At 59.0% G+C, this 10,656-nt stretch carries 6 protein-coding genes and 2 pseudogenes; 4 read left to right on the top strand and 4 right to left on the bottom strand.

What is annotated here, in order from left to right; translation table 11 throughout:
• Window positions 1-156 precede the first annotated feature (156 nt).
• Window positions 157-612 carry a hypothetical protein gene (locus tag ACXRVY_RS09285; RefSeq protein ID WP_223458251.1) on the bottom strand — a complete coding sequence of 152 codons (456 nt, stop codon included), beginning with the start codon at window positions 610-612 and terminating at the stop codon, window positions 157-159.
• A gap of 178 nt (window positions 613-790) precedes the next feature.
• Between ACXRVY_RS09285 and ACXRVY_RS09280 the strand changes: the two genes are divergently transcribed.
• From ACXRVY_RS09280 to ACXRVY_RS09270, 3 genes and pseudogenes are all read left to right on the top strand, one after another.
• The gene (locus ACXRVY_RS09280; protein ID WP_223458253.1) at window positions 791-1,234 is read left to right on the top strand and encodes an NUDIX hydrolase; all 444 of its coding nucleotides are present in this window, start codon (window positions 791-793) and stop codon (window positions 1,232-1,234) included.
• A gap of 65 nt (window positions 1,235-1,299) precedes the next feature.
• Window positions 1,300-1,416, top strand: a pseudogene (locus tag ACXRVY_RS09275) (LysE family translocator); the annotation flags it as partial.
• Window positions 1,417-1,418: 2 nt separating this feature from the next.
• Window positions 1,419-1,916 carry a GNAT family N-acetyltransferase gene (locus ACXRVY_RS09270; RefSeq protein WP_223458255.1) on the top strand — a complete coding sequence of 166 codons (498 nt, stop codon included), beginning with the start codon at window positions 1,419-1,421 and terminating at the stop codon, window positions 1,914-1,916.
• Window positions 1,917-2,037: 121 nt separating this feature from the next.
• Here the strand turns inward: ACXRVY_RS09270 and metR are convergent, their stop codons facing one another.
• The gene (gene metR / locus ACXRVY_RS09265) at window positions 2,038-2,955 is read right to left on the bottom strand and encodes a transcriptional regulator MetR (RefSeq protein WP_458237283.1); all 918 of its coding nucleotides are present in this window, start codon (window positions 2,953-2,955) and stop codon (window positions 2,038-2,040) included.
• Window positions 2,956-3,154: 199 nt separating this feature from the next.
• Window positions 3,155-8,716: a dermonecrotic toxin domain-containing protein gene (locus ACXRVY_RS09260; protein ID WP_458237282.1), complete on the bottom strand. Its 5,562-nt coding sequence runs from the start codon at window positions 8,714-8,716 to the stop codon at window positions 3,155-3,157.
• Between the two features lie 207 nt (window positions 8,717-8,923).
• Here ACXRVY_RS09260 and ACXRVY_RS09255 point away from each other — a divergent pair, with 207 nt between their 5' ends.
• Window positions 8,924-9,958: an alpha/beta fold hydrolase gene (locus ACXRVY_RS09255; RefSeq protein ID WP_458237281.1), complete on the top strand. Its 1,035-nt coding sequence runs from the start codon at window positions 8,924-8,926 to the stop codon at window positions 9,956-9,958.
• Window positions 9,959-10,077: 119 nt separating this feature from the next.
• Here ACXRVY_RS09255 and aauR read toward each other — a convergent pair.
• Window positions 10,078-10,656 (bottom strand): annotated as a pseudogene (gene aauR, locus ACXRVY_RS09250) (two-component response regulator AauR); the annotation flags it as partial.

The raw sequence follows: 10,656 nt of genomic DNA, 5'->3' as shown, positions 1-10,656 counted from the left end.
GCGTGGTGTACCTGGCAGTGTTGACCGGTGGTTTCCGTCGGCAGCCGCCGGAGATGGATTTCCAGGAAGCGGCGTAAGCGAACAGCTTATGAGCTGATCACGCAGCGAAGTGCAAAAAAAAGGCGAACATCCTCAAGGATGTTCGCCTTTTTTGTCTCAAGCATGAGTGGCTTGTTGTTGTTCGTGTTTTTGCTTGTCACGGGGAAGGGTGTTGATGCAGTAGTTGACGTAGTAGAAGGTGAAAAGTCCGATATAGACCAGGTTCATGCGCAGTTCGAAGTTGTGTTCAGCCAAGGCATATGCCTTTAACACCCTTCGTACACGGAAACACCAGAGCAGGGTCAGCAGTAAATATAGTATGAACAGAACACCTATAAGGACGGATGCATCGTCGTGAGGTACCGGGCCGAGAGTTCCGATAAAACCCATGATGATCAGATAGAAGGCAAATAAAGCCGGGCTCATCGTCTTGATGTGAGTGACCTCCTCAAGTGCCGTGAAGGTTTTGTACATCCAGACATTTATATAGAGCCCACCAGACAATAGTCCCAGTAGAAGGAGAGTAAACGTCTTGGTGTTGATTTTTTCTTTCAGCGTAGAAATGTCAGACATGCGAGGCGTTCCAGTGGCGGCGGAGGGCGATTGACCGGTGAAGATCGGCAGAACACGCTACCAAAGTCGCTCGTGGGAAATTTCCGGGCTTGTTGGCGGAGAGTTCCGGATTCACTCTTGGCCGAGTTTTGAAGGCATGGGATTCTGTGCATCCCTCAACATGGACCTGTGGTCAGCGATGTCTTCTTCTATAAATGTTTCACTCAATCATTCCAGGCTCATCCGCATTGCCGCCGCCCTGCTGATCGGCCCTGATGGYCGCACACTGTTGGTGCGCAAGCGCGGCACCACGGCGTTCATGCAGCCGGGTGGCAAGATCGAGCCTCATGAATTGCCGGTCCACGCCCTGGCCCGGGAACTGGAAGAAGAACTGGGTCTGGACATCGACCCGGCGCAGGCCGTTTACCTCGGTCACTTCTCGGCACCGGCCGCCAACGAGCCGGGTTTTGTCGTACACGCCGAACTCTTTCAGCTGAATATTGATTCAGATGTCACCCCGGAAGCAGAGATCGAAGAAGTGATCTGGATCGACCCCGCCACCGATGGCGGTGTCAGCCTGGCGCCATTGACACGGGACCTGATCCTGCCGTTTTATCGGGCATCGCTGACCGCGATCGCCTGATCATCACGCAAAGGACCTCGCCCATGATCCCGCCTTCAGGACCTACTGATTTTTGCCGCTGCCGCGTTGCATCCTGGTTCGTCAACAATCCGTCCTGGCTGGCGATGCAGCGCTATTTCATGGGCTTCGTATTGTCGGCACTGGCGCTGCGGCTGATGCTTGAGCAAAAACGGATGGCTTGAGCATGTGGATCGAACGCCTGGATGTCAGCCATGCCCTGGACTACCGGGCGCTGATGCTCGAAGCCTACGACTTGCACCCGCAGGCCTTCACCTCGAGTGTGCGCGAGCGAGCGGTGATGCCGCTGAGCTGGTGGGAGTCGCGCCTGAGCGGCAAGCTGGACGTGGTGCTCGGGGCGTTTGAGGAAGGCCGGTTGGCCGGCATCGTCGGCCTCGCGTTCGAGCCAAGGGAAAAGGCCCTGCACAAGGTGACGCTATTTGGCATGTACGTCTCGCCGACGGTCCGCCAGCGCGGGCTCGGCTATCTGCTGGTTCAGGCTGCCTTGGCCGAGGCGCAGAGCCATGCGGGTTTGCGCCTGATCCAGTTGACCGTCACCGCCGGCAATGATGCCGCGTTCAACCTCTACCAGCGCTGCGGCTTCGTCCAGTTCGGCCTGGAACCGATGGCTGTGCGGGTAGGGGAGGATTATTTCGACAAGATCCACATGTGGCGCGAGCTCTAAGAACACCACAATACCCTGTGGGAGCGAGCTTGCTCGCGATGGCGGCGTGTCAGTCAATGCAGATGTTGAATGTCAGACCGCGATCGCGAGCAAGCTCGCTCCCACAGGGATATGTGTCGCTCTATCGAACTGCGCTAACCCCATCCAATGTCGAAAACGACGTGTCCTTGGCCGTCAGCAAGAAGTCGCGCATGTACGGTGCATCCAGCATGTCGGCACGGATTGCCGCATACAACGTCGCGAACAAACCTTTCTCACCCAGCCGCTTGGCTTTCACGTAGCCCCGTGAGCTGTACTCATGCAGTGCCCAATGGGRCATGCCGCACACGCCGCGACCGCTGGCCACCAGTTGCATCATCATCACCGTCAGCTCCGAGGTGCGGACCTGGGCCGGTTCGATGTCGGCGGGTTCGAGGAAGCGGGTGAAGATGTCCAGCCGATCCCGTTCCACCGGGTAGGTGATCAAGGTTTCCGGGAGCAGGTCTTCCGGGACGATATAGGCCTTGCTGGCCAGGCGGTGCTGATTGGCCACCGCGAGCATCGCTTCATAAGTGAACAGCGGTACATAGGTGATCCCGGCCAGATCCAGCGGGTCGGAGGTCACCACCAGGTCCAGATCGCCACGGGCCAAGGCCGGCAGCGGGGCGAAAGAGAAGCCCGAGGCCAGGTCCAGCTCGACTTCCGGCCAGGCATCGCGGAACTGGTCGATGGTCGGCATCAGCCACTGGAAGCAACTGTGGCATTCGATGGCCATGTGCAGGCGACCAGCGGTGCCCCCGGCCAGGCGACTGATGTCGCGCTCGGCAGCGCGCAACAGCGGCAGGGTGGCGTCGGCCAATTGCAGCAGGCGCAGACCGGCGCTGGTGAACCGCACCGGTTTGGTCTTGCGCACGAACAACGGCATGCCCATGCGCTCTTCCAGTTCTTTGAACTGGTGAGACAGGGCCGACTGGGTCAGGTGCAGGCGATCGGCCGCATCCACCAGGCTGTCAGCTTCGCGCAAGGCGTGCAGGGTCTTCAGGTGACGGATTTCAAGCACCGGTGGCTCCATGAGTGAAACTTGTGATCAATACGAAAAGGTTGAGTTTGTCTCATGTTGGCTTGAGTGTCGACAATGTCGCCATGTTTTACAGCAACTTTTATGGAGCAAACATTCATCATGGACAAAAAACCGTTGAGCTTTCCTGCTCAACGGTTTTTTAGATCAGCGAACATTCCAGGATGACTGGACGCAGGACTCAAAGCCCTTCGAAGTGAGCAACGACACCTGACCGTTTACCGATATCCGCGTAGGGTAGGTCCGCGTTGTCAGCATGAGTCAGAAACCGGTGCGCAGGCAGCTTCAAGTGAGCTTTCTCGAATTGTCGCAGCGCCGGCGTTGCGCTGGAGTAATGAAAGTGCGCATACCACAGTATTGCGGCAGGCTCGAGCGTAAGATCCCAGATTTCGTATTCCTGCATGTAGTCGTTGCGACCGTCCTTGCGTTTACCGAGGTTCTTGAGCTGGCTGGTTTTACGGATGTCGACGGCGTTCTGATCGAGCAGATCTTCGAGCATCCCATCCGTGGGTTTTTTGGTGGTCAGCGACTGCCGGGTGCGCATTTCCCGTCCGGTATTTGTAAGTGCTCCGGCCTTGTCGCGCAGCTGTCGAATGAGTGGGTTTTGAGCATCTATCGCCTGGATGCGATCGGCGCGGCGGCTGAGTTCGCCTGCTTCGCTGACCATCATGTGTTCCAGGTCAACCGGGAGCATGTCTTGATCGGCATAGGTATCAACCCTGGACTGATACGTTGGCTGAAAATCCAGGCGCTTTTGGGCTTCGTCCACCAGCGTTGCAAGATCCATTGGAACCGGTGCCGGTGTTTCGACCGTCGGATTCAACTGGCGGAACTTGCCATCACCGGTTGGTTCCCAGACTTCCCCCTCGTTTACTTCGAAATGCCGCTTTGTCTTTTTCTTGTCCCACTTTTCAACTCCGATCAGCCACTGGTTGTCTTCGGTGGGGAAGACCTTCTTCTCGATTTTCCCCGCAGGTGCCGCCGGGGCGGGTTGATCAATACCCTTGCGGGCCCACTCAGTCATCTTTTCGATTCCGCTCAGCAACGGTTCAACCGCCTCCATATGGAAATGTTGCGGGTAGCTGGTGGTCCAGATTTTCATTTCGCGACGAAATTGCGTGTACAGCGTAATGCAGTCCTGGAGGATCTGGTTACGTTGTTCCCGCGTGACGCTCACTTCCGGGAGGCTGTCTTGCGTATACAAGGCGCGATCGACCTTGGCACGAAGCTCCTGCGTCTGTCCTTGCAGGTAAAGCCAGGAGGTATCGCTGGTCCTGGCGTAGTGTTTGACAATTTCCAGGTAGTTGGCGGTTCTCAGATAAACCACATTGCTTTCACTGAGCTTTGCGTTCAAATGCTCGACATCGCGCCTTATGCAGTCTTTGTCTTTTTTGATGCGGATGCGATCGTACCAACGGTTGACATCGCCCTTGAATACCTCCATTTGATCCAGCTTGCGTACGAACTCCATGCGCAATTTGCGGATTTCCTCCAGTAAGCTCAAACGCTGGCTGAGTGCCTCCCTTGGTAACTCGTCCAGTTTCGCGCTCAGCACGGAAATCCGTTGCGTCAACGGGATGCTACTGTGGGAGGCAAAAATCGCTCGTTGTCTGTAGCGATCCGCTATCAACCAGGCGGTGCTGCTTTGCCCCTCGATCACGGTGCGCTCTTTTCTTGCTTGAGTCAGCGGTTCCAACTCAACCAGCGCGTCGTATCGGCGGGTGGCTGTTTCAATATCGCTGATACACACGGCTTCGACAGCGGGCATCAATGCCGGGCGATTTTCTGCCGCGGCTTCGTGGTATTGGTCGATCGTTTCATTGTTTTTCTTGATTCGGGCATCAAGTTGGTAAGCAAGATCATCGGCTGTCTCGGTCAACTGATGTTGGCGGCGAAATCTTTGATCGGCCCACCAGCGCGGCAACCGTTCGCGAATGACCTGCGGCCAGACCTGATCGAGCGAATCTGCCAGCAGCCCGAACACTTGACCTCCACCAAGCCCGCCGCCTTCGAAGGTCGTCCCGTAGACCCCGAACCAGGTATCCCAATGACCTGTTTCATCCAGGGCAATCGGCTGTTTGTAGGTTTTTTGGGCGTTACCGAACAAGCGCCAATTGCGTGAGTCCTTGCTGAGTTCAACCTGAAAGATGCGCCCTTGGCGCACGATGAAGTCGCCGTCGACATGCCGGTAAATGCCACGGTAGAGGCCGTGAGCGGCTGGCTGCAAACCGCTGAGCGAGATCGGTTTTTCATAGTCGTAACCGGCGAAGCGTGCCACGACATGTCGGGCCTGGCGCTGCGAGATGCCATGCATCGCGGCTCCATGCCTGGCTAACTTATGCAGCTGGCGAGTGCGCGTCAGTGAGCGAGCCGCCTTGGAGCCGACCGAGAATGCTGCTTCACCGGGCAACAGATCCATGGCGGCGTCGATCAGCGACACCAGCATCGATTCGACTTCCGCCAGGCCATCTCCCACCTCYCCGCGCAAAAAGGCCGCCACCGCCTGGTTCGCGCTGGTCCAGGCATCGTAGAGGGCGAAAGCRCTGCCAATGAAAGGCAGCATTCCCATCGCCATTTTTATGTAATTGAAGGCGCGCGGGCCTTTCAAGGCGTGACGCTCCATGTACAGTGCATCGTTGGAGCGGGATGTGCCGCGATGGGCCTCGATCAGGCGCCCCATATGCGCATTGAGCAGATGGGCGGCCAGTGAGGTGGTCGCCGGCCAGCTCACGCCAACACCGATCATTGCGTCGAAGTTTTTCAGCATGGCCTGTTTGATGCGGCTTTCATGAGCCGGCACGCTGCCCTGCAAGGCCCGGCCCGCCAGGTAGGTGACCCATTTGTCATGCAGGCACAGATTGAACAGGGCCTTGCGCGCCGCTTCCAGGCTGTCGTAGTGACGCAGGAATTGGTCGTCGGGGCTGTCGGGCAGGTACAGCAACGTTACGCCGCTGATCTGTTCTTCGATGAAGGTCACGCCCGACAAGGTGACGGAGCCTTCATTGGGCGTGTCCTTGCCACCCGGGGTCAAGCAGGCCGGCAGCAATACGATGCGCTTGCCATCGGCTTTCCACGCTTGGGAGGTGCTTGCGTCGATGGCGATCTTCAGGATATTCAGGTCGTTCTGGTTGATGTGTTGTTGCAGGCGGGCGAATTCGCCTTGCAGCTTCAGCATCAGTGCCCAAGGTTCGATCAGGCTTTCACGGCGATGCTCCCTGACGAAAACGGGCTCGGTGGTCGCCCCCATGAAAGCGTCGTGGATCAGTTGTTCATAGGTCTTGGGCAAATCGAGTTCCGGCAGGACGCGTTTCAGATAGTCACGGGTAATGCCGCTGGTCAGGGTCTGACGCTCGGTTGCATCCGCCGTCGTGACCTCCACCCGCATGAAGCCCAGTTGCAGTGAAAGCGGCTCCAGGTTCATCGACGGGGTGTTGTCGATGTTGAGTTGAGCCAACTCATCCAGGGCCATTTTGCTGCGTGTGGTGCTGGGAATCAGTGCGAGTTTGTAGCCGGAATGTCCAGGCGCGGGATCGAATCGCTTTTCCCATTTCACCGAATCAGGCAAATCGATCTGCACATCGAAACTGCCCTCGATCGAGAAATCCTTGCGCAGACGGGCATGCAAGTGTTTGCGCGTGAAGTCATCGCGCGATTCCAGGGCGATGGTCATCAGCGCGTGGCTGCGTTTCATCGCCGGGATATAGGTCTCGATCAGGCTCCTGAGTMCGTTACGATCGTCCTCGGTCAGTTTGCTGAGCCAGCCGGGCAGGTTGGATGCCAGGGTCGCGCTTTGGCGTTGCTCCTGCAGATGGGCGAAGGCCAGGTTTCTGGCGGCGTGCACTGGAACCTGCAAGGTGGCGAGTGTTTTTTTACGCAATATCTCCAGCTGTTCGTCCCTTTGAGCGTCCGCGGCCGCTCCGACGTGACGCTGGCGAATTGCACCGGCCTGTTCTTCGAAGCCGCTGGTCAATTGATCCAGGCCATACAAGAGCGCGTCGCCGGTGATTTTTTTTAGCAGCACCGTCAGCCCGGTATTTCGATCGTGAATCTTGAATACCTGGCGTTCCAGCTCGCGACGGTTGGCGAACCGTTGCAGGCCACCACCGGTGCCGATCCAGTAGAGCAGCACGCTGTGCGGTGAGTCGGCTTCGGTCAGCGCATCCGCTCGGGTCACGATAAATGCGCCGTTGAGTGCCTGAGTGTTGACCGTGGTCTTGTCGCCGTCCTGTTGGCTCATTGACAGAGTTATGCTGGCCGCCACTGCGTCGGGGCCGGGATCGTCGGGAGTATCCAGCAGGGCCTTGAGCAGACTGCAATCATAGTCGTCCATTTGCTTGAGGGTTGATTGCAGCGCAGCCTCGGCGTGCAATCCAGCCTTATGGGCGCTGTGCAGGGCGGTGAACTCACTCTGGAAGGTGACCAGATCCGCTACTCGCGACCGATTCAGCAAGCCAGAAGCAGCCTTGTCGGCCGCTTGTTCAGCGGTTTCCAGGGCTTTGAGCGAGTCCTTGAACGGTTTCAGGCCCTCACCCTCGCCAGCCTCTTCGATCAGTGTTTCGAGTGCATCGCGCTGTTTTTTCAGTGTCGACTGGCGCAAGGACCAGGGGATATCGGGATAGAGGCTGCCGAACAGTGATGTTTGATCGGTCTCGGCAGCGTCATCGACCCCTTCCAGCTTGGGGGGTGAGGCGAAGACGGTGAGGTGGCTGCGCTGCTGATCGGTCCGGTCAGCCTGGACCAGCGATTGCGCGCCATGCGCCGCCAGCCCGGATTTACCGGGCGTTCCATGACGCAGGGCGGTGACCTGGGACTGCGACAGGTCCGCAAACAGCCCGCTGGCACCCACGACCATAGGGTCTGTCTGGGCGGTGTATTCATAACGAATGTTGTCGGTGGGCAAGCCGGTGGGAACGAGTGTCTGCAGGGACAGCCAGGTTTCCATGTCGCTGCGGGTATTGAATCGCTGGATGGCGACGGGCCGGCTGGGCAGATACAGCCATTGGGCGACCGTTGCCGGGTCCCCCACGCTGATGACCCACGCACCTTTGGGTTTGATTTTGCTGCCGTTGCTCAAGATCAGCGCCAGTTGCTCGGTGTGGACGGGCTGGTTGTCCAGTGTCAGCGCTCCGGCGGGCGGGTCGATGAGCAGTTGCAGGGGTTTGAACTGTTCTGCCGTCAGGGTTTTTCGGGCCAATGCCAAGTGAGCGGCCGCCTCGAAATGTTGACGGTACAGCTGCGTGGCCCGTTCTTTTCGCGACACCGCAGTGCCGGCAGCACGCTTGTCCCAGAAGGTTACCCAGCGTTCGCTGTGTGCCTGTACCGGGTCAAGCGTCTTGAGTCGTTCGAGCATTTGCAGCGGGGTCAGGGACGACAAGGTGTGGGCTTGATCCAGGCCGGTCACTGTGCAGCCCYGATCCAGTGTTGTCTCCAGCGTCGGGTGTTGCAGGACGAAGGCGCAGGCCTGGGTAAAGCTGACAAAATGTTCCGGCTGTTCATCCGTGGCGACGAAGAGCAAGCCGGCCTGTTGCCCGTCCAGATCCAGTTCCTGTTTGAGCAGTTGATCGAGCGTGTCGCGGATTCCCGGACTGTCGGCCATCAGCTCGCGCAAGCCCTGGCTGCTGTCCCGCCAGCGTGCCGAGGCTTTCAGAAACAGGCTTTCGTCGGGGAGGGACGGCAACGGGGAAAAGGGTGGTATGACAGCCTGCGCCGGGAAGGGCAGGTCGAAGAGCAGTCTATCGGTCATGGCAGTATGGCTCGGTGTACGGGGAGCAGTGGATCTACTCCTTGGTTGAGCCATTTAAGGAAACTCCAGCGGGCCATTGGCACTACATAGTTACCGCACCGACCATTCAGCGACATTCATCAAACTGTCACGCAACTGTGGCAGCGCGCTTGAACAAACTTCATCAGACTCGCGCTCTACTGGGGTTCTGCGTTTTGGTGTTTTTTCATGGGCGCYTCATTCTTTTCACGAATCGTATTTTTGGCCGCGTTGTTGTTCGGCCTGCCGTCCTTGGCGGCTTCTCGTTGCGACGTCAATGTTCCGACCGAACGGGTGGATCTGGCCCAGGTAAGCCTGGCGTACCAGAGCATCGGCCGTGCGTCCGATCCGGCATTGCTGCTGGTGATGGGCCTGGGCGGGCAGTTGATTCACTGGCCGGACGAGGTGGTGGTCGCCCTGTGCCAGCAGGGGTTCCGGGTGATTCGTTATGACAATCGCGATGTCGGCCTGTCGACTTGGCGGCAAGCACCGGCCGAAGCCAACCTGACCTTCGAAGTGCTGCGCTACAAACTCGGATTGCCGGTGTCGTCGCCGTACTCGCTGACGGACATGGCTGACGATGGCCTGGGCTTGATGGACGCCCTGCACATCGATCAATTCCACGTGTTGGGCGCCAGCATGGGCGGGATGATCGCCCAGCACATGGCGGCCATGGCGCCGCAACGGGTCGAGAGCCTGACCCTGATCATGACTACCTCCGGCGCCGAAGGCTTGCCGGCACCGAGTGYGGCGCTGGTGCAGTTGTTGTCCCGGCGCGGTGCGCCGAGCCGCGAAGTGGCCCTGGAGCAACAGGCCGACTTGCTGGCGGCGCTGGGCAGCCCGATGGTCACCGATGATCGCCAGGTGCTGCTGCATCAGGCGGCGCTGTCCTATGACCGGGCGTTCAATCCCGAAGGCGTAAAACGCCAGATCATGGCCATTCTCGCCGAACCGAGCCGGGTGACCCTGCTCAATCAGTTGCGGGTGCCGGCGCTGGTGGTGCATGGCACGGCCGACCCGTTGTTGCCGGTGATGCACGGGGTGCATCTGGCGGCGCATCTGCGAGGCAGCCAATTGATCCTGATTCCGGGCCTGGCCCATCGCTTCCAGGAGGCGTTCAAGGCGCCGTTGCTGGCGGCGGTGTTGCCGTACTTGCGCGAGCACCGTGAAGACACTTCGCACTGGGCGCAGATCGAGCCGGTGGCCGATCGTAACCTCCTCTAACCCCCCCCGATCACCTGTAGGAGCGAGCCTGCTCGCGATAGCGGTGTTTCAGCCAACGATGATGTCGACTGATCCGGCGCTATCGCGAGCAAGCTCGCTCCCACAGAATGCATGGTCCATCAGTGGCTCAACCCGTATTTTTTCACTTTGTCGAACAGCGTGGTCTTGGCCATGCCCAGTTCCTGGCTGGCCTGGGTCAGGTTGCCGCCGCTGCGTTGCAAGGCATCGCTGAGCAGGTTGCGTTCGAACGCTTCCACCGCTTCGGCAAAGGCCAGGCCCTGATTGCCACCGCCGGCACCGGTTTTCTTGAACGCCGGCAGGCCCAGGGCAAAGCGCTCGGCAACGTTGCGCAGTTCACGCACGTTGCCCGGCCAGTCGTGGCTCATCAGGTTCGAAACGGTCTGGTTGTCCAGCTCCGGCACCGCGCGGTCGAAGCGCAGGGACGACTGCTGCAAAAAGTGTTCGAACAGTTGCAGGATGTCCTCACGGCGCTCGCGCAATGGCGGCAGTTCCAGGGTCACCACGTTGAGGCGGTAGTACAGGTCGCTGCGGAATTCACCGGCCTTGCTCGACGCGACGAGGTCGGATTTGGTCGCCGCGATCACCCGGCAATCCACCGCTACGCTCTGGTTCGAACCGAGGCGTTCGAGGGTGCGTTCCTGCAACACCCGCAGCAGTTTGATCTGCAAGGGCAGTGG

The sequence above is a fragment of the Pseudomonas sp. P5_A2_2 genome (genome assembly GCF_054177685.1).
Note: the sequence above shows the minus strand (reverse complement) of the source record. Positions and strands in the feature narration are given on the sequence as shown.

Coding starts and splice junctions, on each gene's coding strand:
- ACXRVY_RS09285 (WP_223458251.1), bottom strand. CDS start 612: ATGTCTGACATTTCTACGCTGAAAGAAAAAATCAACACCAAGACGTTT.
- ACXRVY_RS09270 (WP_223458255.1), top strand. CDS start 1,419: ATGTGGATCGAACGCCTGGATGTCAGCCATGCCCTGGACTACCGGGCG.